The sequence below is a fragment of the Spongiibacter pelagi genome (assembly GCF_014705705.1).
Classification (GTDB): Bacteria; Pseudomonadota; Gammaproteobacteria; order Pseudomonadales; family Spongiibacteraceae; genus Spongiibacter; species Spongiibacter pelagi.
In genome coordinates, this window is sequence record NZ_JACXLD010000001.1 from 402,621 (window position 1) to 424,837 (window position 22,217).

Below are 22,217 nucleotides of genomic sequence, written 5' to 3' on the forward strand. Positions count from 1 at the left end.
CGTGGATAAATTTGAACAACACAATTTAAAAATAAATGCGCTGGCCAATCGCATGCCCACGTGGCTGCTGTCGATTGTTTTGCTATTTGTGGGTCTGGGTAATTTCACCGATTCGGTCGCGCTGATTCAGGAGGTGGTCGAGTCCATTTCCAGCCGTGTTAGTAATAGCGTTGAATACGAGCGGGTGGAAAAAGTCCGCACCGGCCTGAACCTTGATTACCTGCAGGAATATATTGGTGAGCCGCAAGTGCTGCGTGAGCTGGGCGATGATATTCAGGTTAAACATTACATCGACGAAAAATACACCATCACCCTGTACACCAAAAATAACCGGGTTTCTGCTTACCTGATAAGCACGCGTGAAAGCGGTTTTGAACCTAAGTTAACTGGCTTATCGGATACTCGTTTAGGCGAAGAAGTGTTTTCTTCAATCGTGCCTGCGGCAGACTTTGTGGCCGTAGAGGTGTCGCGCAATTTGAGTTTCTATCTGGAAAGTAGCGAGATTAATTTTGGTGGTGGCTATTTCTTAAAGTCGTATTTTGGTTGGTTGAGTCATGCCGCCATGATGGGCCATAGCCAGCAGGTGGATGCGGTCGCCAAATTGAAAAGCCTCTACGATCAACAGGTCATGGGCGAGGCGGATACCGGTGCGCTGGAAATGATTCGCGGCACGGTTTATCCCAATGTGTTTGGCTTTGGTGAGTTACCTATCGAGGTGATTCAGCAGGGTTTGCTCACGCAGGCGGAGCAACAGTATTTTGATTAAGCCAAAGTTTTTGTGTCGCTCCTCTCTTGTTGTGGCAATGGCTGCGTTGGCTGCCTGTGGTGGACAGCCCCATAAAAAAGAAAGCGGCCTTGTAAATCAATTTGCTCAGGGCAATTACCTTGAAGCGCACGCGCTGCTGGAAAACAGCGTTCGCGATGAAGACGCCTTTTTATTGCTGGTGCAGAGTGCCGTTGTTGATGCCCAGCAGGGCAACTTTAAATCCAGTAATGAGAAATTAGAGCGCGCCAAGCGACGTTCTGACGAGCTTTATACCCGCACTGTTAGCGAGGCGGCCAAAGCGAGTTTATCCAGCGAAACCGCCTTGCAATACCGGCCCACGCCGCTGGAGCAAAGTTTCCTCAGCTATAAAAAAGCGACTAATTATCTCAACGAAGAAGCCGGTGAATGGGCGCAACAAAATCAAGATGCAGCACTGGTTGAGCTTCGCTATTTGGAAACCCTGCAATACGAAAAGCGCTTCTTGGATAACATGGGTATCCCCGGTCGCGGTAAGCCTGATCTAGCCAATTTTATTCTCGATAGTCTCGGCAAGCGCGCCGGTGACATGCCGGCATTTGATGTCGATAGCCCCTGGGTTTACGCCATAAGTGCGCTGGTTTATGACCGTGCGGGTGAAAACGAAGATGCGCTTCGTGCCTTTGAGCGCGCACTTGAGCAAAGTGAAGGCCTGTCCGATGAGTTGCGCGCTTTGTTGCAGGCGGAGGCGACTCGAGTACTTAAAAAAGTGACTTCGGATCTCGCTACAGCCGAAAGCTATGGCGTGAGTCAGTGGTTGGAGCTGGCGGATATTGATTGGGCAGAGCAAGAAGTAAGCGAGTCAAGCTGGCTATTGCTAGAGCAAGGTGCGGTAGGTGAATTGCAAAGCCTAGAGATTTTGCTAACCACAGATTCCGTACAGCGCCGTATTATTTTGCGCCCGATATTGAAGGGCTCCGAGGCAGCGAAACTTAATCAGGCCGCTGAATTTGCCGCCCTGTCTAAGCTCTACAGCAGCGAATATAAAGACGCGATTATTCTCAATCTTGATGAGAATTGGAAAACCGCCGAGTCCTTAGGATTGACCGATGTGGTTGGCGGTGGTGTGCGCATATTCGTACCTTTCTATACAGCGGAAACCACATCTGCTGCAGATCTCACTATTGATGGACAGCCGGTAGAGGGAATTGCGCTGGCAGATTTCACAAGCTTTCTGCGTAGTTATTACAGCGAGAATCTGCGGCGGGAATTCGAAGAGGCGGTGCTGCGTGAAATGAGCAAGAACGCCACTTATAAATCGCTTACCGCAGGCATCAAACTGCCGTTCTCGGTCGGCGGCGCTTTGGCAACCTTTACTGCGGCGGCGGATTTACGTCAGTGCTCTCTGATCCCCGGACGAATTCAGCTTTTTAATATCTCGGATTGGCAGGCTGGAAAGACAATTAGCTATCAGGGTCAAACACTCACGCTCAGTGGCGAAAATCACATTCATACCGTGCGAGTAGGACAGTAATATGCCGGCAACATTATGGAAGAAATTTAGCCTCGCCCTCGTGCTGTTGACCTTGGTGGGTTGTGGCGGCGCGCAGGTTAAACGCGTAGAAGACGGCAAAGCCACCGAGCTAACGGATAAGTGGAGCCCGCAGGATTCTCAAATTGTGGCAGAAGCCATGATCACCGACATGCTGAGTTTTCCGTGGATCGAGCAAGCCGATCGCAAACCGGCGGTAACCGTGCAGTATGTGCGTAACCGTTCTCATGAGCAGATTCCCGTAGATTCATTTGTTAACTCCATCAAGCGTGAATTACTGCGCAGCGGCAAAGTTGATTTCGTAGTTTCTGGTGATGAGCGTGAGCGCGTGCGCGACGAAAAGCTCGACCAGGAAATGAATGCCAGTATGGAAACGGCGGTGGATTTGGGTGAAGAAACCGCCGCCAACTTTGCCCTGTCCGGCATGATCACGTCCTTTGTCGATCAGCTTCAGGGCAAACGTGCGGTGACCTATCAAGTCGATTTGAAATTGATCGATTTAGAAAGCAATCGCGAAGTCTGGAACGGGCAAAAACAAATTCGCAAAGTCTCCAGTAAGTCGGCATTTAGCTTATGAGATTTTCTTTTGTAAGACGCCGCGTTTTGCCATTACTTCTGCTCGGCGGATTGACGTTGAGCGCACCACTGGCCAGCTATGCCGATATGCCGTCTTGGGCAATGAATCCGCCAAAAGAAACAGGCCTTGTGTATGGCGTGGGTGTGTCGCAGCTTACTGAAAATAGAGCGGAATCCATTGACAACGTGCGCGCCTCTGCGCGTTCAGAAATCGCCAAGAGTCTAAAGTTTTCACTGAATTCAAAACTCACCGTGCGCACTGAATCTGCAAACGGAAAAAGCAGTAGTGAATTATTAAATCACATCGATGTGCGCGTACCAGAAACCGCGCTCAGTGATGTTGAGATTCGAGAAATCAAATTCGACGACGCTAACGCAACTATTTATGCGCTTGCGGTACTGGATAAAGAAGCGGCTTCGGTGCGACTGAATCAAGAACTGGCTACCCAGCGTGAAAAGCTTTTGGGTTTGCCAGAAGCGAACACGGCTGATGTGGTTTCCAAGCTGCGTTTGTCGCGCACCTTTATTGAAAACTATCTCGCCTATCAGGCTTTGCAAGATCAACAGCTACAGCTTCAAGGTGCTAGCAGCCCTGTTAATACGCAATTAAAGCAGCGCTATGTTGCTGCGGTTTCATTTGTTGAGTCGCTCTCGGTTTATATCCCAAAGCAAGAAGCCATGAGCGGTAGCGCGCGTAACACTTTAATCGCCATGCTTAAAAAAGCGGGTTTTGCCACAAATGATTCAGCCTCGGATGCGGACTTTACTCTCGTGTCTTCCGTAGAGGATTTATCGCAAGAAAATGGCAAGGCCTGGTATTGCCGCTCCAGCTTCGGTCTGCGTTTTGAGGCAAATGGCAAAGCGGTGGCCTCGGGCGATGGCGATGCCAAGGCCGTTTCCGGCAATGAAGAATTAGCCTGTATCAAAGCGCAGAAAAAAGCGATGCACCAGTCTTTGAATCAGGCAACCAGCATGTTTTGGGAAAAATTGGATTCACTTTTTTAACTTTTTAAGGGGTAGGGTTAATGAAAGCTAAGTCAGGCTTAATAGCAACACTCGCTGCCGGAGTATTATCCGCGGCATCGGGTGCAAGCTTTGCCGAAGAAGATCAACGCGCCAGTTTTGAAGATGGCAACTACAACTACTTGGGTGGCTTCGCTGTGGGCTACAAATACCAAGAGATGGAAGCCAGCACTATTCGCAACGCCTATGTAAAAACAGTGGGTCTGAATATTATTTCTCTGGAGTGGTTCCCCGAGCAGGCGAGCTGGATGCAAAACATTAGCTGGATGGCGGCGGTACGCCCCAAGCTAGCCTATGAATTCACACCCGGTGACTCTGCCGATCAAGACGAAATTGCCAAAGCATCTGACTCTGAAAAAGAAGGCTGGACCCGCTTTGTGGCCGACCTCGATGTAGACGTTGTGCGCCTATTCAAGGGCACCGATGAGCCCTCCGGCGGTTATATGACCTTCGATTACGAAGTGCAAAGCTTCTTGGTCACCGTGCAGGCAACCCAAGACTACTATTACCGCGATGATAATAGCGCCAAGCTGCTGACCGCAGGCGATAAGCTCGACGTTAATACCACCTTTACCGATTGGGCAATCGGCTATGAAATGGGCGATGAAAAAGGCCATGTCGGCATGGGTTATTTCAGCGTGGATTATGAAAAGCCCATTTCTTCTGACGTAAATACCCCGATTGAAACGATCTACAAGGCTAACTTTGAAGCTGATGGCCTGTTTTTTTTGGTGGGCGGTGAAATTGGCGGCGTCAGCATGGATTTGCGCTATGACTTCACCTTTGACGCTACCGCCGAAGTTGATAATGGCACGTCGTTAACCCGCTCGTCGTTTGGTTATGACGAATCCATCGAGTACAACGCTTACACCTTGAACGCCAGCTACGACTTAATGAATACCCGCTTCAAGTTGCCAGTGGTTGTGGGCATGAATTATATCCAGCGCGAATTTAGTAATTTCACCGGCGGTGGAACAATCAATGATGACAAGATCTTTGGTCTTTCTGTTATCGGCAGCTTTTCACTTTAAGGGGGCATGACATGAAATCTGCAGTAAAAATTCTTTCCAGTGTTATTGCCGCCAGCTTCCTGCAAGCCTGTGTGTTTGACGAGGCGGGAACAGAGTATGTGCAGCCGGATAGTAATACTTCTCCGGTAGTAACTCTTAATTATGATGATGAGTATGCGATAAATAATTATTTATCTTTTGCAGATAACAGTGCCGATATTACTGTGCAATTGGGTAGTGTGGAGTTTACTTTGCCATCTCGCTCAGAGATGCAATTGCGTGGTTTTGGCGGTTTGGAATACGACGTGGTTTGGAAAACGTCGGTTGTAGAAGATAGCCGAGGCATTAAGACTCTGCGCATGGGTTATTACCAATATAATCCGAATGCAAATGACTTGAATCCACCACAGTTCCATTCATTGGCCAAGGATGTAAAAGGTAATATTTATCTGACTGAATTTGTTGAACAGTTGAAGTCAGATTTGGGCGTGTTTCCTGACCGCTTTGCTTCACCACAATTACTTTTCCCAAAACAAGTCGAAGTAGGTGATCGCTGGGTCACGGGCGGTAGTTTGGTGCCTTTCTACTATGATTTTTCCACAGGTTCTGGTTGGACAGCGGAACTGGTTTCCGATAATGCCACTGCGCCGATAAGTGGTGTAGAAAACTGTATTGTCATTAAGTATTACAAGCGCGGCCCCGCCTACTATATGTACCTGAAAAGTGGAGAGGGCATTGTTGAGTGGGTAAATAGTTGGGAAGAAGCAGATGATGGCACTTTAACGCCCATTGATGGCTTTAGCATTGGTCAGGGCGGGCCCGGCACAACGGAGTTGCCGTATAAAGGGTATGGCTGGAATTCCGCAGAGGAAGATAGCGTTGGTGGTCAATTCTATTTATATGGCTTGATTGCTGCTGGGAAAAGAGTGGATCCCGATCCGGAAAAGTCATTTCCTGGGGAAGAAGTCAATGTTAATAAAGGCGATACAAGCCCAATCAATGATACAGACTACGGCTTTTACCGCATGGCTGAAACCGTAGATGGGGTAGATGGTTTGCCTCGCTTGTTAGATTTGCGCCTGCCGCTAGAAAGGAATGAAGAGCGAATTGATTTCTCAGATGCCAAATGGGATGCCTTAGGTGGGCACTACTATCGTCCGTATGTGAGTATTAATCTGTATGGGCAAACCTATTATGCCGATTATTCAACTGACGATGGTGATCCTGATACAAAAGATGGCTTCGTTTTATACAAGTTGAATGATGAGCCCATTGGCCCTAAAGCAGTAACTTTTATGGGTCAAGGTGTCCTTAAAAAGCTTGGTGATGTCGGCGGAGAGGCTCCTGATCAAATTAAGTTTACCGGACGCTTTGATGGTCAGTATTTCAATGCGAATAAAGATGGTTTGACCGATGAGCTACTCCCTTTCGGATTGACTGCAGAAAATTGTCCAGAAGGGTTTGATCCTAATCCCGCATCAGGAAAGCCATTTTGTTTGCCGGCTGCTCGAGCAGGTCAGAAGTACCGTGTTTATGCGAATTATTTAGTTAGAAGTCAGCCGTACAAAGAAGAATATTATACATCGGTTTCATTGCCGCAAAGTTTTTACGATTCTGTAACGATCTATTGCAGCAAGCTTATTGAGCAAAATAAATGTGATGCTAATGATTTTATTATTGAATTCATAGTCCCTGAAGACTACGAGGGAGAGCCAATCGATTTTATATTGGTGGGCAATGACTTGGATGATGATGAAAAGGATTATGTCACTTCACTCACCTTTTACTTGCCAGTAGAGAAAAAAGCGGCCGGAGGTCAAAAACCTGTTGCAAGGCTTTATGATAATTATGGTGAAGTAATTAACGGTACCCTAGTCCTTGCTCATGATCCTGAAACAAATACTGAGGTTAAGCATTTTAAATTAGATGTTGTTAATGCTTTGGCATCTGCTGACCCTGATGGCGGGCCAATTATGAAATACAGTTGGGACTTCGATGACGTTAAGGGACTCATCGGAGATACTGCGCCTTTGGGAACTTATACCTATTATGAAAATGGTGAGTATACAATTTCATTAACTGTTACCGATGATGAAGGTGATACGGACACAACTTATCGCAAAGTAGTTATTAGTGATAAAGGCACAATCAGTGTCAAAAATATTGCTAATGATTTTGCAAGCGGTTGGTTTGATGTTTATATTTTTAAAGAGGGTGAAGAAAACGGCTTCTCAAGGTTTGTCTTCTTGGATAAAAATGAAGAAGAGGAATTCGAGGTGGAAGGAGGATTCTTTTATGATGTCTTTATTGTTGACGACGCTGAAACCAAGTGCCAAACCACAGTTGAAGTTCTAAACGGAATAGACACTCCATTGGAGGTTGATCTAGATGATGGTCAATGTGAGTTTAATTAAAGAGGTGAGAATATGAAAAACAAACTGATGATTTTAGCAGCCGCTTCTGTTCTCGCGGCCTGTGGCAGCACTCCCGAACAACCTGCTCAGCAAGAGCCGGCCAGCCTGTCTGGTCTGCCTTCTTGGGTATTAAACCCCTATGTGGAAGACGGCTTTGCCAGTACCCAGTGCGTGCCCTTCTCTGGCAATATGTCGATTGACCGTCAGTTGACGCTGGCCAATGCCCGTACCGATTTGGCACAGCAGTTGGAAGTTAAAGTTGCGGCAATGGATGAAACCTTCCGCGAGCGTACCGATGTAACCGGCGGTGTGGCTACTGGCGCAACTTTCTCATCGACGTCTAAGCAATTCACGGAGCAAGCGCTGTATGGCACTCGCCCAGAGAAAGTCGATTTTGTTGAAATCAACGGCACCAATAACCTTTGCTCAATGGTGACTATGGGCCGCGAAAAAACCTTGGGCCTGTTTGAAAATATTCTGGATGCCTCAGCCCGTCAGGTTGATCCAGACACCAAAGCGGTACTGCAGCAGCAGTTCCGTGGTGAGCAAGGTCAGGCGCGTTTGGAAGCAGAAAGAAACCGCTAAAATAGCGGCGAAAGTTATGAGCGTTAGATAGATATGATTGGGTTAATCCTTCGATTTTTATTGCTGTCCGTTTTGCTTGGCTCGAGTGTGGGTCACGCTGCAAGCCGGATAGCTTTAGTGATTGGCAATAGCGACTATCAATATGTGCCGCGTTTGCCTAATCCGGTCGGGGATGCCCAGTCTATTTCTGGAGCGCTGACGGATCTTGGTTTTGCTGTTACATCGCTTACTAACTCCAGTCGCAGGGAGTTGGGTCGCAAAGTACTTGAATTCGCCCGAAAAGCCGATGGTGCGGATGTAGCTCTGGTTTTCTATGCGGGGCATGGTATCCAGATTAACGGGGTCAATTATTTGGTTCCCGTTGATGCGAGATTGCAGGATGATCTCGCGGTAGGTGAAGAGGCCTATAAGCTGGATGACTTGCTGGATGCGATGGGTTCTGCCAAAACGCGTTTGGTTTTTATGGATGCCTGTAGGGATAATCCATTTGCAAATCAGATGAAGCGCTATTCGGCGACAAGAAGCGTTGGGCGAGGTTTGGCCCGTGTGCGGAGTAATGTCAGCGGTTCGTTGATTGCTTTTGCTACTGATCCCGACAATGTTGCGCTGGATGGGAGTGGCAGAAACAGCCCATTCACACAGGCGTTGTTAAAGGTTCTTCCCCAGTCTGGCGTGGAGATTCGTTTAGCGATGGGGCGTGTTCGTGCAGAAGTTGCGCGTCTTACCCAGAATAAGCAGATCCCTTGGGTGAGTGAGTCTCTATTTGGGGAGTTATACCTCGGGGGAGAGCAGGGCGTGGAGCCGAGCGGCGTAATGCATGCTGCTTATGTTGCAACTGACGCTTCAAAAGCCACCCGATTTGCCGTGATTACTGAAATTGATACGAATTTTGGCTATTTAGTTGTTAAGCCCATCGATGGCGCTGAGCTGTCTGCCGGAGACGTTTTATTTGTTGAAGGTGGTTCATCGAGAAACAGATATACCGTTCAACGTGGATATGGTGGCATGTATTCCGTTACCGGTGAGCTGTCGGGTTTAGAGGTGGGTGGAAAGTTATACGGTAACTAATATTTCACGCTTTATTTGCACTGTTATTTAGCAAAAAAAGCTGAGATACTCAGATTGCGCTAGCTCGGGGGCTGATGGACTTTTGCTCCTTTTTTGCGCTTCTCTCTTCTAAAAAAAGGATCAAAGGAGATCTATAAATGAAAGCGAAATTTTCACTTGCGGTGGCTGCAGCAGCATTATTAGTTTCTGGTTGTGCTAGCCAGTATAGCCGTATGGATACATTGAGTGCTCCAGCTGTTGGTGCGGGCGAAGCTGATTTTAGAATTTTGGCACGTACTGAAGGTTCTGCAGAATGTCAAAAGATTCTGTTCTTCGAAGTAGGTGAATCACCTTGTGGCGGTGGCATTATGTCTATGCTGACTGGTGGTGCTAATCAAGTAACTCCAGTAGAGCAAAAAGCAATGACTCGTGCTATTGACTCGATTCCAACTGCGGACGCTATGCTGGCGCCACGTTACTCCATCGAGCAGACTTCTTTCCCACTGCTGTTTACTAAGAAGCGCGTAACAGTATCTGGTAAGGCTGTTGAGTACACTAAAGCTCGCTAAGGTTTAGTTGGTTTTATCATAGACGTCTTATTGGTAAAGACATGAAGATAACTAATTGGCTGGCTGTTTTGTCGGTTTCTGTAATGACCGGGTGTGGAATACTCCCTTCGGTAATTGAGATGGATGATTCAGTGGTCAAGTTATTGCCTGAGCCGGTGGCTCGAAACTATTTGGATAATTATTCAGATAGTAAAGATGCCGCTAGTGCTCAGTTGCATGCTTGCCGTTTCACTGGCACATCCCTGAATGATATGCCTTATGAAAAAGTGAAATTCAGGGTCTACGATAGAACATCCAATGTAATGACAAAATTTGGCGGGTATAAGTACACGCTTGAAACTAATATTGGCTGTGTTTTGGCAGCGAATGATTGGGACGCGTTAAATCGGCTTATTTCGGCTATGACGTCATTGGGTGCAAAAAACCCACCCGGCATTGGTTATCTCTAAGTACTTAGATTTTGAATAGTAAGCGCGATTGACCTTAAGGTTGATCGCGCTTTTTTGTTTTTGGTTCTTTCAAATTGCTCGCAATGCCAGCGTGCGGGCTTCTTGTGATACAATCCGCGGGTTTTTACTCGTGTAAATGAGCCCATGCGCTGTCCTTTCTGCAGTTTTGACGACACCAAAGTGATTGATTCTCGGCTGGTTGCTGAGGGCGGTCAGGTGCGTCGTCGCCGTGAGTGCCTGTCGTGCAGTGAGCGTTTCACCACCTATGAAACCGCTGAGCTGCTCATGCCAAAAATCATCAAAACCACGGGCACCCGTGAGCCATTTGATGAAGATAAATTGCGCTCCGGTATTATGAAAGCGCTGGAAAAGCGCCCGGTCAGTGTTGAGGCCATCGAGGCTGAGATCAGTGCATTAACCCGCCGTTTACAAGCTACCGGTGAGCGCGAAGTACCCAGCCGAGTGGTGGGTGAGCTGGTGATGGAAGCTCTGCAAGCGCTGGATCATGTCGCCTATGTGCGCTTTGCCAGTGTCTATCGCAGCTTTCAGGATCTGGATGAATTCCGCGCCGAAATTGACCGCTTGGCGGCAGAGCCGGAACAGAAAAAAATGGTGGATGCCGCGCTGGCAAACAGTGTGGGCACGCTGCCAGAAAAATGATTTCTCAAGCCGATCAGCAGTGGATGATTCATGCCATCCAACTTGCGAAAGGTGGGCTTTATAGCACCAGTCCTAATCCCCGAGTGGGTTGTGTATTGGTGCGAGACGGTAAATTGCTGGCCGAAGGTTGGCATGTGCGTGCCGGTGAGGGTCACGCCGAGGTGAATGCGCTGGCGGCGCTTGCCGCATCTGGCGAGACCGCGCTGGGTGCAACCGCCTATGTCACCTTGGAGCCCTGTAGCCATCAAGGTAAAACCCCGCCCTGTGCCGAGGCCTTGGTAAAAGCGCAGGTTGCAAGAGTGGTGGTGGGGATGCAAGACCCCAATCCGCTGGTGGCGGGTAAAGGTCTGGCGCGATTAAAAGGCGCGGGCATCGATGTGGTTTGCGGTGTTCAGGAAGCGGCAGCGCGGGAATTAAATCCCGGATTTATTCGCCGTATGGAAGGCGGTCGGCCTTGGCTAACGGTAAAGTCTGCCATGAGCTTAGATGGCCGAACGGCGATGGCTTCCGGTGAGAGTCAGTGGATTACCGGCCCGGAAGCGCGGGCCGATGTGCAGCGCTTGCGCGCCAGAAGTTGCGCAATTGTCACTGGGGTAGAAACCGTATTACAGGACGATGCGGCGTTGACCGTGCGTCCACACAGTTTTGCAGAAGACACTTCCGGTTTTTGGCGTCAGCCATTGCGGGTGGTGCTGGATACGCAGTTGCGAACCCCGCTAACTGCAACGTTATTGCAAGGCGGTGGTGCGGTATTGATTTCCACGGTGAGCCAAGATCAGAGCAAGCGTCAGGCATTACAAAATGCCGCCGCCGTACCCGTGGATTTTATTGAGTTGCCGCAGATCGATTCCGGCCTGGATATGTCGGCGCTCATGGATGAACTCGCTGCCCGAGGCTGCAATGAAGTGTTGATTGAGGCCGGGGCGGCATTAGTGGGTTCTGCTCTGGCCGCAAATTTGGTGGACGAGTGGGTCGTGTATATGGCGCCCTGTGTGTTGGGCAGCGCAGCCCGGCCACTGGCAAATTTGCCCTTGCAAGCCATGGCCGAAAAACGCGAATTGAATATTGTCGATGTGCGCGCAGTCGGTTCGGACTGGCGCTTTACGGTTAAACCGAAATCGGCAAATGTGGAGAAAGACTAGCCTGTGTTTACTGGCATTATCGAAGCCCTTGGCGAAATTGCCGCGCTGGAACCCTGCGGTGGTGATTTGCGTTTGTATATTCGCAGTGGCGACTTGCCGCTGGATGGCGTGAAGCTGGGCGACAGTATTGCTACCAATGGCGTGTGTTTAACGGCAGTGGCATTGCCGGGTGATGGTTTCTGGGCAGACGTTTCTCGAGAAACACTCAACCACAGTGGTTTTGCTCAGGCGCGAGTGGGGCAAAAAGTGAATCTGGAGCGCGCCATGGCGGCCAATGGTCGTTTCGATGGCCATATTGTTAGCGGTCATGTCGATGGCGTGGGCGTGGTGCTGGATGCGCAAAAAGATGCGCGCTCACTGCGCTTGCGTATTGATGCGGGCCAAGACTTGGCGCGTTATATCGCCGCTAAAGGCTCCATCTGTGTAGATGGCGTTAGCCTCACGGTAAACCGGGTTGAAGGCAGTGTGTTTGAGCTGAATATTGTGCCGCACACCGCTGAGCAAACCATTATTCCTGAGTATGCTGCGGGCACTCGGGTGAATCTGGAAGTCGATGTCGTTGCGCGGTATCTTGAGCGCCTGTTACAGGCGGGTGCACTTGGCTCGAGCGGTGGCTTGAGCCTCGCCAAGCTCGCAGAAAACGGCTTTGTAAAAAACAGTTTTAAAGGCAGATAGTCATGTCCGAAAGTGTTGGTTTAAGCAAAATTGAAGATCTGATTCAGGATATTCGCCTCGGTAAAATGGTGATCCTGATGGATGACGAAGATCGCGAAAATGAAGGCGATCTGGTTATGGCGGCGGAATGTGTGCGCCCCCAAGATATTAATTTTATGGCGACTTATGGCCGTGGTCTGATCTGTATGCCCATGACCCGTGAGCGCTGTACCCAGCTGAATCTGCCCTTGATGGTAGACCGCAATGCCAGCGGTTTTGGCACCAAGTTCACCATTTCCATTGAGGCGGCCAAGGGCGTTTCTACCGGTATTTCAGCGGCGGACCGCGCGCATACCGTGCGCACGGCGGCAGCGCGTAATGCAGTGGCGGCCGATATTGTGCAGCCCGGCCATATCTTCCCGCTGATGTCTGAGCCGGGCGGTGTATTGAACCGCGCAGGCCACACTGAGGCGGCTTGTGATTTGGCGCGTTTGGCTGGCTTTGAACCCACCGGCGTGATCTGCGAAATCATGAACGAAGACGGCACCATGGCGCGCCGTGGTGATCTGGAAAAATTTGCCGCTCAGCACGATATCAAGATGGGCACCATTGCCGATCTGATTCACTACCAAGTGTTGAACGAGCGCACCGTTGAGCGCATTAGCAGCGGCCCAATTGCGACCGATTTTGGCGAGTTTATTCTGCATGTTTACCGCGACGCAGTTGCGGGCGAGCTGCATTTCGCCATGCAAAAAGGCGAGATCAATGCCGAGCAGCCCACGCTGGCGCGGGTGCATCTCGGTTCCACCATGCGCGATCTGCTGCACACGCAGCCGCCCGGCAGCACCAGCGGTTGGAATGTACACAACTGCCTGAAAGCCATTGCTGAAAAAGGCGGCGTGATGGTGTTGTTGGCTAATAAAGAAAAGCCACAGGATATTTTGTTTGATCTGGATATCGCCAAGGGCGATAAAGAACCTCTGCAAGGGGATAGCAGCCAGTATCAAACCACCTTCTTTAATATTGGTTTGGGCTCACAGATTCTGCGCGATGTCGGCTGCGGAAAACTGCGTTTGATGGGTGCGCCTGTGAAGTATAATGCGATCTCCGGCTTTGACCTTGAAGTGGTCGATTTTGTTAACGCCGACGATTTGTAAGTAAGCAGATTTTTTATCTGCATTGTGAAAAGGAAAGAATATGAAAACGATTGAAGGCTTGTTTACAAATGTTGAAGGCAAGTTTGCCATTGTTGTTGGACGTTGGAATGCCTTCGTCGTAGAAAGCCTGCTGGACGGTGCCTTGGATGCGCTGCGTCGCCACGGTGTTAGCGAAGACGATATCACCATCGTGCGTGCCCCCGGCGCGTTTGAGATTCCGCTGGTTTGCCAGAAAGTGGCTGCCACCAAAAAATTCGATGCCATTATCGCGCTGGGCGCGGTAATTCGCGGCGGTACTCCACACTTTGAATATGTGGCTGGCGAGTGCACCAAGGGCTTGGCGCAGGTCTCTATGCAGCACGATATTCCGGTGTCGTTTGGTGTGTTGACCGTAGATAGCATCGAGCAGGCTGTTGAACGTGCCGGCACCAAGGCGGGCAATAAAGGCGAAGAAGCCGCGATGTCTGCCATTGAAATGGTTAATCTACTGAAACAGATTTAACCCTTTAAGGTATTAAATCTAGCAATAACCGAATCCTCGAATCGGCGAGGATATTGGATAAATTAACGCCGCGACTATGAGCTCGCGGCGGTTCTTTTTTTGAGAGTCTACCGTGGCAAAACCCAGTAATTCAGAACAACAGGCCCGCAATCAGCTTACGGCGAGTCGTCGCAAAGCGCGGCACTATGCAATGCAGGCGCTGTATCAGTGGCAAATGGCCGGTCAGGCTCTGTCGGAAATCGAAGCCCAGTTCCGGGTCGATTACGATATGGCCCATGTTGATCTGGCGTTTTTCAGCGAGTTGTTGCACGAAATTCCCGCCCAGCTCACTGAGGTGCAAGAGGTGTTTGAAGCGCATCTCGACCGCAAACTGGATGATCTCGATCCCATCGAATTGACCCTGCTACGCATGGGCACCTTTGAACTGATGTCACGCCTCGATGTGCCCTATAAAGTGGTCATCAACGAAACCGTCAATCTGGCCAAGCGCTTTGGTGCCACCGAGAGCTTCCGCTATATCAACGGTATTCTGGATAAGGTTGCCGCCAGCACCCGCGAGCTAGAAGTCAGTGCGGAAAAGGGCAGCGGTAAGTCCTGATCGCAGCCGATGAGTGACGCGTCGCCGGGTGAATTTGATCTGATCCAGCGCTTTTTTAAAGCGCGCTTTGCCGAGTTTGCGGCAAACTCAAACTCGGTCGACTTGGGCATTGGCGACGACTGCGCGGTGTTAAATCTTCCCACAGATCATCAACTGGTGACCTCGGTTGATAGCCTTAACGAATCCGTTCATTTTCCTGTAAATGCGCATCCCGCCAAATTGGCGCGCCGGGCTTTGGCTACGGCGATCAGCGATCTGGCTGCCATGGGTGCCAGTCCGCTCGGCTTCACCCTGTGCTTAAGTGCGCCGCAGCTTTCAGAAAGCTGGTTGCAGGATTTTTCGGAAGGTTTGTTCAGCGCCGCTGAGGCATTTTCGATTCCCTTGATCGGTGGCGATACCACTAGGGGTCAGCAGCTAAGCCTGAGTTTTCAAGTTCTGGGCAGCGTCGCAGCTGGGCAGGCATTGCGCAGAGTTGGCGCTAAACCCGGCGACAAAATTTATGTCTCGGGCAGCTTGGGTGATGCTCGCGCTGCCCTTGATTACCTGCAAGAAAATACCGCCGACAATCATTTTCTCGAGCGCTATTGGTCGCCGATTCCGCGCTTGAGTTTGGGTAAATCACTCCTTGGTATCGCTTCTTCCGCCATTGATATTTCAGATGGCTTACTTGCGGACTTAGGCCATATTCTTGCGGCCAGTGGGGTTGGGGCGAAGCTCGACTTGGCGGCATTGCCAATGTCTTCGGCATTGCTTGAAACGTATTCCCGCGGTGATGCCGAACGCTATGCGTTAACGGGTGGCGATGACTACGAGTTGTGTTTTACGGTTGCTCCGCAAAAAGAAATACAACTTCAACAGAGTGCGCAACAAAGCGGTGTTACAGTAACTTGTATTGGCGAAATTGACGTTGAGCTGGGTTTACATGGATTAGATAAACAACAGCTTGAGTTATTAGAAAGCGCTGGCTATGAGCACTTTTGAACCGCTTAACTCGACTTTTTTAAAATAAGAGCCAAAGGTAAATGAAAAAAATTCCGCCGGCATTGCTGGCCAATCCAATTCATCTTTTGTCGGTCGGTTTCGGTAGTGGTCTGTCGCCCAAAGCGCCGGGAACCTTTGGCACCTTAGCTGCGTTGCCGTTTTGGTGCGCGCTGCAACTGCTGTCGCCGTTGCCGTATTTACTCGTGGTGATTGTCGCCTTTGTTTTAGGCGTATATCTGTGTGGCAAAACCGCCGATGCGCTGGATGTGCACGACCACGGAGGCATTGTTTGGGATGAATTTGTCGGCCTGTGGATTGCCCTGTTTGCACTGCCCTTTGAATGGCCGTGGATTGTGTTGGGCTTTGTCTTGTTCCGCCTGTTTGATATTTGGAAACCGTGGCCCATTCGGGTGTTGGATGCCAAAGTGCATGGCGGCCTGGGCATTATGATTGATGATGTAGTGGCTGGCGTATACGCCTTGGCGCTGTTGCAATGGTTGCGCTGGTATTTGCTGGTATAAAAGTTTTTAAGCGGCTTAAAAGCTAGGAGAATTAAGCATGGTCTCGATTGGAACGCCCTTTAGTTCTGTCGCTAAAAAAGTATTGTTGTGTGGCTCGGGCGAACTCGGTAAAGAGGTGGTCATTGAGCTGCAGCGTCTTGGCTGCGAAGTGATTGCCTGCGACCGTTACGCCAATGCGCCGGCGATGCAGGTCGCTGACCGCAGCTACACCTTTTCCATGTTAGATGGCGCTGAATTGCGCCGGATCATCGAGTTGGAACAGCCCGATCTGGTTGTGCCAGAAATTGAAGCGATCGCCACGGATACACTGGTTGAACTGGAATCCGAGGGCGTAACCGTAGTGCCTACCGCTAAGGCCGCCCAGCTGACCATGAACCGCGAAGGAATTCGTCGCCTTGCGGCAGAGACTTTGGGTATACCAACTTCGCCGTATCAATTTGTCGATACTTTTGAAGATTTTGCCGCTGCGGTAACCGAGATTGGTATGCCCTGTGTGGTTAAGCCGATCATGTCTTCCTCGGGCAAAGGCCAAAGCGTAGTGCGCAGCGAGGCGGATATTGAGCGCTCTTGGCAGTACGCGCAGGAAGGCGGTCGCGCTGGTGCTGGCCGAGTGATTGTTGAAGGCTTTGTTGATTTTGATTACGAAATTACGCTGCTTACGGTTCGCCACCGCGACGGAACCAGTTTTTGCGAGCCTATTGGCCATCGTCAAGAAGACGGCGATTATCAGGAGTCATGGCAGCCGCAGCCGATGGCGGCAATGGCGCTGGCGCGCTCCCGTGAAATTGCCGAGCAAGTGACCAGTGCCTTGGGTGGCTGGGGTCTGTTTGGCGTGGAGTTGTTTATCAAGGGTGAGGAAGTCTGGTTCAGCGAAGTATCGCCGCGCCCACACGACACCGGTTTGGTCACCCTAATCTCGCAAGACTTGTCTGAATTTGCGCTGCACGCCCGTGCGATTTTAGGCTTGCCGATTCCCAATATTCATCAACATGGGCCGTCGGCGTCCTCGGTGATTTTGGTCGAGGGCCAGTCTAGTCAGGCTGAGTTTGGCAATCTGGAAGAAGCGTTGGCCCAGCCGGATACCCAACTGCGCTTATTCGGCAAGCCGGAAGTGGTGGGTAAGCGCCGCATGGGTGTGGGCTTGGCAAGAGGCGCAGATATTGATGAAGCCAAGGCCAAAGCGATTGCCGTTTCCAGTGCGGTCACCGTTAAACTTTGAGGTGAATTGATGATCCAAGAGGGTCATCATGGCTTAATCTAGTTGTGCTTTATTGTGGATTTTGAAAATTGGATAAGGGTGCTGTTATGAAAAAATTACTTTGTGTGTTGGCTATTGCAGGTTTGGCTGCTTGTGCGGAAAGTGATTTGCACAATGCCATGGAAAACATGGGCGACTCTCTGAAAGTCTATGCCAAAAGTGAGTCCGCCGCTGAAATGGAAACATCACTGGATCAGATTCTGGCATCGCTGAAAATTGCCCGTGAGCAACAAGTCGCGCCGGAAGATCAGGCCATGTTCGACGAAGGTTTGGAAAAAGTGCAGGCGATTATGGATGATGCCAAAGCCAGCTTGGCAACCGGCAATATCGCTCTGGCCAAATCCGGTCTGGCTGAGCTGAAAAAGACCATCGAAAAATACCACGATGAATTGGGCGTGGAATAAGATTTCGGTAAGCGACTGAATTGCTAACCCGTCGTCTCTCACCTGTCCAAGCGGATGGCCTGCTGGTGTCTGTCACCATGCTGGCCGCCTGCGGCTGGATATTTTCCCGCGAAGCGGTTGCCGGTTTTTTGCCGCTGACCTTTATGGGGCTGCGCTTTACCGGCGCGGGTCTTATTTTGATTCTGCTGAGCTGGAATAGCCTAAAAAAGCTGACTTATGAACAGTGGGTCGCCGCCGTGCGGGTCGGTCTATTGTTCAGCGTAGCGATGGTGTTCTGGATTACCGGCCTGCGTTTAACCACTCACCTTGGCGTGGGCTCGTTTCTGTGTAGTCTCGGCTTGGTAATGGTGCCGGTAGTTGGCCTGTTTTTTGGCGAACGGCAGGGCTTGGCGGCATATCTATCCCTGCCGGTGGCCTTGGCGGGTTTGGCTTGTTTATCACTGGATAGTGAATTTCATTTAGGCCTGCCAGAAATCTGCTTTTTGATTTCGGCGGCCATATTCGCACTGATGTATGTGCTGAATAGTCACGCCGCAGCCAAAACCCCGGCTCTGCCTCTTACTGCGGTACAGCTTTCGATTACCGGTGTGTTGATGATGCTGGCTGCGCTGATTTTTGAACCGCTGTCTTTGTCACAGCCGCCCGCCATGTGGGGCTGGTTGCTGGGCAGTTTGTTGGTCGCTACCTGTATGCGGTTTGTACTGCAAACCTACGCCATGGGTATGAGTTCGCCCAGCCATAGCGCCATCATTATGAATCTTGAGCCAGTATGGACCGCCTTGCTGGCGGCAATGTGGTTTGGTGAGCGCATGAGCGGTTTGCAATTTACCGGCTGCGGGCTGATCTTTAGCGCCCTGCTGGTGAATCGCTGGCCGATGGTTCGCCAGTGGTTGCGCCAGCAGCGCAAAGCGGCGAGCTGATTCGCTTTCCTATCATTAGGTCTACAGCCCTGTTGACTTGTTTTTGAGCGGCGCTGGGCCTACACTGCCCAAGTCTTGTCGGGGCGCCGTTTACAGAGAACTCCTTTCTCTGGGCTGAGATCGCATGTGTGAGTCCCGTTGTACCTGATCTGGATAATGCCAGCGTAGGGAACAAGGTCTTACGGGCGTATTCCGCACACACTACCCGCAATCCCTTTTTCCCGCGCCGGCTCTGAATAAGAGGCGAGGGGAAATGTCTGAATATCCATTATTAAGAGAAACCGCACAGGTTGATGCCGCGGCTGTTGAGCCACTGCCGGCATCCAGCAAAATTTATATCACGGGCAGTCGCCCCGATATTCAGGTGCCGATGCGTGAGATTAAGCTCACCGCCACGCCGGTACAGGACAAAGACGGCAGCACCCGTCTTGAGCCAAACCCGCCGGTTCGGGTTTACGATACCTCCGGTGCCTACACCGACCCCAAAGCCAATATTGATATTCGCAAAGGGCTAGAGCCTATTCGCGAGCAGTGGATTATCGACCGTGCCGACACTGAAGTGCTGGCTGGCGATAGCTCAGAATACACCCGCAAGCGCGCCGCCGATTTGAGCCTTGAAGCGCTGCGTTTTGATCTCAAGCGCAAACCGCGCAAAGCGCTGCCCGGCAAAAATGTGACCCAACTGCACTATGCGCGTCAGGGCATTATCACCCCGGAAATGGAATACATTGCCATTCGTGAAAATATGGCCCGAGCGCAATTGGCTGAGGCCGCTGCCGAGCTTTCCATGCAGCATCCCGGACAGGATTTTGGTGCCAATATTCCTAAAGAAATTACCCCGGAATTTGTGCGCGATGAAATTGCCCGTGGTCGCGCAATCATCCCTGCCAATATCAACCACACCGAGTTGGAGCCCATGATTATCGGCCGCAACTTTTTGGTGAAGATCAACGGCAATATCGGTAACTCGGCGCTGGGTTCTTCTATTGAAGAAGAAGTGGCCAAACTGACGTGGGGTATTCGCTGGGGTGCGGATACCATGATGGATTTGTCTACCGGTAAAAACATTCATGAAACCCGCGAGTGGATTGTGCGCAATTCACCAGTGCCAGTGGGCACGGTGCCGATTTATCAGGCGCTGGAAAAAGTGGACGGTATTGCCGAAGACCTGACTTGGGAAATTTTCCGCGACACCCTGATTGAACAAGCCGAGCAGGGCGTGGATTACTTCACCATTCACGCCGGGGTATTGCTGCGCTATGTGCCGCTGACCGCCAAGCGTATGACCGGTATTGTTTCGCGTGGTGGTTCAATTATGGCCAAGTGGTGTCTGGCCCACCATAAAGAAAACTTCCTCTACACCCATTTCGACGATATCTGCGAAATTATGAAGGCCTACGATGTGTCCTTCTCGCTGGGCGATGGTCTGCGCCCCGGCTCAGTAGCTGACGCCAACGATGAGGCGCAATTTGGTGAGCTGCGCACTCTGGGTGAGTTGACCAAAAAAGCTTGGGCCCACGATGTGCAAGTCATGATTGAAGGCCCCGGTCATGTGCCTATGCAAATGATCAAAGAGAATATGGAAGAGCAGCTCAAGCACTGCGATGAAGCGCCTTTCTACACGCTTGGACCACTGACCACGGATATCGCACCGGGTTATGACCACATCACTTCCGGCATTGGTGCGGCGCAAATAGGTTGGTATGGCTGTGCCATGCTGTGCTACGTAACGCCGAAAGAACACCTTGGTTTGCCGAATAAAGACGATGTTAAAACCGGCATTATCACTTACAAAATTGCGGCCCACGCGGCGGACTTGGCCAAGGGCCACCCCGGTGCGCAACTGCGCGATAACGCCTTGAGTAAAGCGCGTTTTGAATTCCGCTGGGAGGATCAATTTAATCTGGGTCTCGACCCCGATACCGCCCGCGCTTTCCACGATGAAACCCTGCCAAAAGAGTCTGCCAAGGTGGCGCATTTCTGCAGTATGTGTGGCCCCAAGTTCTGCTCTATGAAAATTACGCAGGACGTGCGTGATTACGCTAACCAGCTCGAACAAAACGAGCAGGAAATGCAGAAAAAATCGGCGGAGTTTAAAGAGCAGGGCAGCGAGATTTACTCAAAGGTATAAGCTCGCATGTCAAACCTTGCCATTGTTGGTGCCGGCCTGCTCGGTCGCTTGCTCGCCTGGAAATTGTTGCAACAGGGCCACTCTGTGACCCTGTTCGACAAGGGCAGTCGCCACGCGGAGTTAAGCGCCGCCAAGGTGGCTGCGGCGATGTTGGCTCCGTACACGGAGGTGGCAACCGCCGAGCGCAAGGTTTTTGAATACGGCCTCATGGCGCTGGAGTGGTGGCCTGAACAAATTGCCGCCTTGCAAGAACAGTCCGGCATGACCGTCGATTTTGGTTTGGCAGGCAGTGTGGTTGTCGCCCATGCGCAGGATCAAAGTAGCCTCACCCATTTTCAGCAGCAATTGCGTGCCAAGGTGCCGGACTATTTTAATCGGGTCGAACAATGCGATTCGGCAAGGTTAGAAGAGCTGGAGTCGGAACTGTGCGCTCGTTTTAAATCGGCGCTGTACTTGCCCGATGAGGGCTATCTGGACAATACCCAGTTACTTAAGGTTCTCGAACTTGCGATTACCCAGCTGGATGGGCAATGGTCTGAATTTACAGATATTACCGAGCTGGTATCTGGCAGCGACTCTGGAAAAGTCATTGCCGGTGAGCAAAGCTGGGAATTTGATTGGGTGATCGATACCCGAGGTATTGGCGCTAAGTCCGAGCTTGCCGGTTTGCGCGGCGTGCGTGGTGAGGTGTTGTGGGTGCATGCGCCGGAGGTGAATTTATCGCGCCCGGTTCGCTTGATGCATCCGCGTTACAAGCTTTATGTTTCGCCGCGCGCGAATAATCGCTACGTGATTGGTGCAACCGAAATTGAAAGCGAGTCGATGGCGCCGATCTCGGTGCGCTCAAGTTTGGAACTGCAATCGGCGTTATACAGCTTGCACAGCGGTTTTGCAGAAGCGCATATCGAACATGCTTATACCCATTGCCGCCCCACCATGCCGGATAATTTACCTGTCGTGAAGATGGAAGAAAAACTGCTGCGCGTGAATGGCCTTTATCGCCACGGCTATTTGCTCAGTCCCTTTGTGGTGGAGTCGGCATTGGCCTGCCTTGTTGAGCATGGTTTGAATAGCGCTACGCCGGTACTAAGAGCGGGTGGCGTGTAGGAAAAAGAATGATTTCAGTCAGCGTAAATAACGAAGCGAAACAGTGCGCCAATGACCAGCCCTTAAAAGGCTTGTTGGGAACATGGGGCTTTGACGACGAAAAAGTGGCAGTCGCCGTGAATGAAGAATTTGTGCCGCGTTCGCAGTACAGCGCATTTACCTTGAGTGACGGTGATCGCGTTGATGTACTCGCGCCGGTTCAGGGGGGCTGATAG

Annotated in this window: 24 protein-coding genes and 1 riboswitch; all 24 genes read left to right on the top strand. The window is 50.8% G+C overall.

Annotation, left to right across the window (positions count from 1 at the left end):
* The first annotated feature begins 1 nt into the window (after nucleotide 1).
* The 24 genes from IB286_RS01890 to thiS all read left to right on the top strand — a co-directional run bounded on the left by IB286_RS01890 (nucleotide 2) and on the right by thiS (nucleotide 22,214).
* Nucleotides 2-766 carry an ETEC_3214 domain-containing protein gene (locus IB286_RS01890; RefSeq protein WP_190761961.1) on the top strand — a complete coding sequence of 255 codons (765 nt, stop codon included), beginning with the start codon at nucleotides 2-4 and terminating at the stop codon, nucleotides 764-766.
* Between the two features lie 37 nt (nucleotides 767-803).
* A complete protein-coding gene (locus IB286_RS01895) occupies nucleotides 804-2,276 on the top strand; it encodes a hypothetical protein (RefSeq protein ID WP_190761962.1) in 1,473 nt (490 codons plus the stop codon).
* A 1-nt stretch (nucleotide 2,277) separates the two neighbouring features.
* Nucleotides 2,278-2,871 carry a penicillin-binding protein activator LpoB gene (locus IB286_RS01900; protein ID WP_190761963.1) on the top strand — a complete coding sequence of 198 codons (594 nt, stop codon included), beginning with the start codon at nucleotides 2,278-2,280 and terminating at the stop codon, nucleotides 2,869-2,871.
* Nucleotides 2,868-3,875, top strand: coding sequence for a hypothetical protein (locus tag IB286_RS01905; RefSeq protein ID WP_190761964.1), 1,008 nt, complete (start codon nucleotides 2,868-2,870; stop codon nucleotides 3,873-3,875). Before IB286_RS01900 ends, IB286_RS01905 begins: the two co-directional genes overlap by 4 nt.
* A 20-nt stretch (nucleotides 3,876-3,895) precedes the next feature.
* Nucleotides 3,896-4,924 (top strand): hypothetical protein, encoded by a 1,029-nt coding sequence (locus IB286_RS01910; protein WP_190761965.1) that lies wholly within the window; start codon nucleotides 3,896-3,898, stop codon nucleotides 4,922-4,924.
* Between the two features lie 11 nt (nucleotides 4,925-4,935).
* On the top strand, nucleotides 4,936-7,317 hold the full coding sequence (locus tag IB286_RS01915) for a PKD domain-containing protein (RefSeq protein WP_190761966.1): 2,382 nt from the start codon (nucleotides 4,936-4,938) through the stop codon (nucleotides 7,315-7,317).
* Nucleotides 7,318-7,329: 12 nt separating this feature from the next.
* Nucleotides 7,330-7,902 carry a hypothetical protein gene (locus IB286_RS01920; RefSeq protein WP_190761967.1) on the top strand — a complete coding sequence of 191 codons (573 nt, stop codon included), beginning with the start codon at nucleotides 7,330-7,332 and terminating at the stop codon, nucleotides 7,900-7,902.
* A gap of 117 nt (nucleotides 7,903-8,019) precedes the next feature.
* The gene (locus tag IB286_RS01925; RefSeq protein WP_190761968.1) at nucleotides 8,020-8,970 is read left to right on the top strand and encodes a caspase family protein; all 951 of its coding nucleotides are present in this window, start codon (nucleotides 8,020-8,022) and stop codon (nucleotides 8,968-8,970) included.
* Between the two features lie 137 nt (nucleotides 8,971-9,107).
* The gene (locus IB286_RS01930; protein ID WP_190761969.1) at nucleotides 9,108-9,518 is read left to right on the top strand and encodes a hypothetical protein; all 411 of its coding nucleotides are present in this window, start codon (nucleotides 9,108-9,110) and stop codon (nucleotides 9,516-9,518) included.
* A 41-nt stretch (nucleotides 9,519-9,559) separates the two neighbouring features.
* Nucleotides 9,560-9,967 (top strand): hypothetical protein, encoded by a 408-nt coding sequence (locus IB286_RS01935; RefSeq protein WP_190761970.1) that lies wholly within the window; start codon nucleotides 9,560-9,562, stop codon nucleotides 9,965-9,967.
* A gap of 144 nt (nucleotides 9,968-10,111) precedes the next feature.
* A complete protein-coding gene (nrdR, locus tag IB286_RS01940) occupies nucleotides 10,112-10,627 on the top strand; it encodes a transcriptional regulator NrdR (RefSeq protein ID WP_190761971.1) in 516 nt (171 codons plus the stop codon).
* A complete protein-coding gene (ribD, locus tag IB286_RS01945; RefSeq protein ID WP_223826047.1) occupies nucleotides 10,624-11,769 on the top strand; it encodes a bifunctional diaminohydroxyphosphoribosylaminopyrimidine deaminase/5-amino-6-(5-phosphoribosylamino)uracil reductase RibD in 1,146 nt (381 codons plus the stop codon). The genes nrdR and ribD overlap by 4 nt, the downstream gene beginning before the upstream one ends.
* 3 nt (nucleotides 11,770-11,772) lie before the next feature.
* Nucleotides 11,773-12,444, top strand: a complete 672-nt coding sequence (locus tag IB286_RS01950) for a riboflavin synthase (protein WP_190761972.1) — start codon at nucleotides 11,773-11,775, stop codon at nucleotides 12,442-12,444.
* Nucleotides 12,445-12,446: 2 nt separating this feature from the next.
* Nucleotides 12,447-13,580, top strand: a complete 1,134-nt coding sequence (ribBA, locus tag IB286_RS01955; RefSeq protein ID WP_190761973.1) for a bifunctional 3,4-dihydroxy-2-butanone-4-phosphate synthase/GTP cyclohydrolase II — start codon at nucleotides 12,447-12,449, stop codon at nucleotides 13,578-13,580.
* A gap of 40 nt (nucleotides 13,581-13,620) precedes the next feature.
* The gene (ribH, locus tag IB286_RS01960) at nucleotides 13,621-14,082 is read left to right on the top strand and encodes a 6,7-dimethyl-8-ribityllumazine synthase (RefSeq protein WP_190761974.1); all 462 of its coding nucleotides are present in this window, start codon (nucleotides 13,621-13,623) and stop codon (nucleotides 14,080-14,082) included.
* 112 nt (nucleotides 14,083-14,194) lie between these two features.
* The gene (gene nusB, locus IB286_RS01965; protein WP_190761975.1) at nucleotides 14,195-14,680 is read left to right on the top strand and encodes a transcription antitermination factor NusB; all 486 of its coding nucleotides are present in this window, start codon (nucleotides 14,195-14,197) and stop codon (nucleotides 14,678-14,680) included.
* 9 nt (nucleotides 14,681-14,689) lie between these two features.
* A complete protein-coding gene (gene thiL / locus IB286_RS01970) occupies nucleotides 14,690-15,661 on the top strand; it encodes a thiamine-phosphate kinase (protein WP_190761976.1) in 972 nt (323 codons plus the stop codon).
* A 41-nt stretch (nucleotides 15,662-15,702) separates the two neighbouring features.
* Nucleotides 15,703-16,182 (top strand): phosphatidylglycerophosphatase A family protein, encoded by a 480-nt coding sequence (locus IB286_RS01975; protein WP_190761977.1) that lies wholly within the window; start codon nucleotides 15,703-15,705, stop codon nucleotides 16,180-16,182.
* A gap of 37 nt (nucleotides 16,183-16,219) precedes the next feature.
* Nucleotides 16,220-17,401, top strand: a complete 1,182-nt coding sequence (purT, locus tag IB286_RS01980; RefSeq protein WP_190761978.1) for a formate-dependent phosphoribosylglycinamide formyltransferase — start codon at nucleotides 16,220-16,222, stop codon at nucleotides 17,399-17,401.
* 86 nt (nucleotides 17,402-17,487) lie between these two features.
* On the top strand, nucleotides 17,488-17,844 hold the full coding sequence (locus IB286_RS01985; RefSeq protein ID WP_190761979.1) for a cytochrome b562: 357 nt from the start codon (nucleotides 17,488-17,490) through the stop codon (nucleotides 17,842-17,844).
* A 20-nt stretch (nucleotides 17,845-17,864) separates the two neighbouring features.
* Nucleotides 17,865-18,764 carry a DMT family transporter gene (locus IB286_RS01990; RefSeq protein WP_223826048.1) on the top strand — a complete coding sequence of 300 codons (900 nt, stop codon included), beginning with the start codon at nucleotides 17,865-17,867 and terminating at the stop codon, nucleotides 18,762-18,764.
* Nucleotides 18,765-18,833: 69 nt separating this feature from the next.
* Nucleotides 18,834-18,952: riboswitch (TPP riboswitch) on the top strand.
* A gap of 65 nt (nucleotides 18,953-19,017) precedes the next feature.
* Nucleotides 19,018-20,895 (top strand): phosphomethylpyrimidine synthase ThiC, encoded by a 1,878-nt coding sequence (gene thiC / locus IB286_RS01995; RefSeq protein WP_190761980.1) that lies wholly within the window; start codon nucleotides 19,018-19,020, stop codon nucleotides 20,893-20,895.
* Nucleotides 20,896-20,901: 6 nt separating this feature from the next.
* The gene (gene thiO, locus IB286_RS02000; RefSeq protein ID WP_190761981.1) at nucleotides 20,902-22,002 is read left to right on the top strand and encodes a glycine oxidase ThiO; all 1,101 of its coding nucleotides are present in this window, start codon (nucleotides 20,902-20,904) and stop codon (nucleotides 22,000-22,002) included.
* An 8-nt stretch (nucleotides 22,003-22,010) separates the two neighbouring features.
* Nucleotides 22,011-22,214, top strand: coding sequence for a sulfur carrier protein ThiS (gene thiS, locus IB286_RS02005; RefSeq protein WP_190761982.1), 204 nt, complete (start codon nucleotides 22,011-22,013; stop codon nucleotides 22,212-22,214).
* Nucleotides 22,215-22,217 lie beyond the last annotated feature (3 nt).

Bases quoted from the DNA above. Each gene is read 5' to 3' on its own strand.
- IB286_RS01895 (WP_190761962.1), top strand. From the start codon at position 804: ATGGCTGCGTTGGCTGCCTGTGGTGGACAGCCCCATAAAAAAGAAAGC.
- IB286_RS01900 (WP_190761963.1), top strand. From the start codon at position 2,278: ATGCCGGCAACATTATGGAAGAAATTTAGCCTCGCCCTCGTGCTGTTG.
- IB286_RS01905 (WP_190761964.1), top strand. From the start codon at position 2,868: ATGAGATTTTCTTTTGTAAGACGCCGCGTTTTGCCATTACTTCTGCTC.
- IB286_RS01910 (WP_190761965.1), top strand. From the start codon at position 3,896: ATGAAAGCTAAGTCAGGCTTAATAGCAACACTCGCTGCCGGAGTATTA.
- IB286_RS01915 (WP_190761966.1), top strand. From the start codon at position 4,936: ATGAAATCTGCAGTAAAAATTCTTTCCAGTGTTATTGCCGCCAGCTTC.
- IB286_RS01920 (WP_190761967.1), top strand. From the start codon at position 7,330: ATGAAAAACAAACTGATGATTTTAGCAGCCGCTTCTGTTCTCGCGGCC.
- IB286_RS01930 (WP_190761969.1), top strand. From the start codon at position 9,108: ATGAAAGCGAAATTTTCACTTGCGGTGGCTGCAGCAGCATTATTAGTT.
- IB286_RS01935 (WP_190761970.1), top strand. From the start codon at position 9,560: ATGAAGATAACTAATTGGCTGGCTGTTTTGTCGGTTTCTGTAATGACC.
- nrdR (WP_190761971.1), top strand. From the start codon at position 10,112: ATGCGCTGTCCTTTCTGCAGTTTTGACGACACCAAAGTGATTGATTCT.
- ribD (WP_223826047.1), top strand. From the start codon at position 10,624: ATGATTTCTCAAGCCGATCAGCAGTGGATGATTCATGCCATCCAACTT.
- ribBA (WP_190761973.1), top strand. From the start codon at position 12,447: ATGTCCGAAAGTGTTGGTTTAAGCAAAATTGAAGATCTGATTCAGGAT.
- ribH (WP_190761974.1), top strand. From the start codon at position 13,621: ATGAAAACGATTGAAGGCTTGTTTACAAATGTTGAAGGCAAGTTTGCC.
- thiL (WP_190761976.1), top strand. From the start codon at position 14,690: ATGAGTGACGCGTCGCCGGGTGAATTTGATCTGATCCAGCGCTTTTTT.
- IB286_RS01975 (WP_190761977.1), top strand. From the start codon at position 15,703: ATGAAAAAAATTCCGCCGGCATTGCTGGCCAATCCAATTCATCTTTTG.
- purT (WP_190761978.1), top strand. From the start codon at position 16,220: ATGGTCTCGATTGGAACGCCCTTTAGTTCTGTCGCTAAAAAAGTATTG.
- IB286_RS01985 (WP_190761979.1), top strand. From the start codon at position 17,488: ATGAAAAAATTACTTTGTGTGTTGGCTATTGCAGGTTTGGCTGCTTGT.
- thiC (WP_190761980.1), top strand. From the start codon at position 19,018: ATGTCTGAATATCCATTATTAAGAGAAACCGCACAGGTTGATGCCGCG.
- thiO (WP_190761981.1), top strand. From the start codon at position 20,902: ATGTCAAACCTTGCCATTGTTGGTGCCGGCCTGCTCGGTCGCTTGCTC.
- thiS (WP_190761982.1), top strand. From the start codon at position 22,011: ATGATTTCAGTCAGCGTAAATAACGAAGCGAAACAGTGCGCCAATGAC.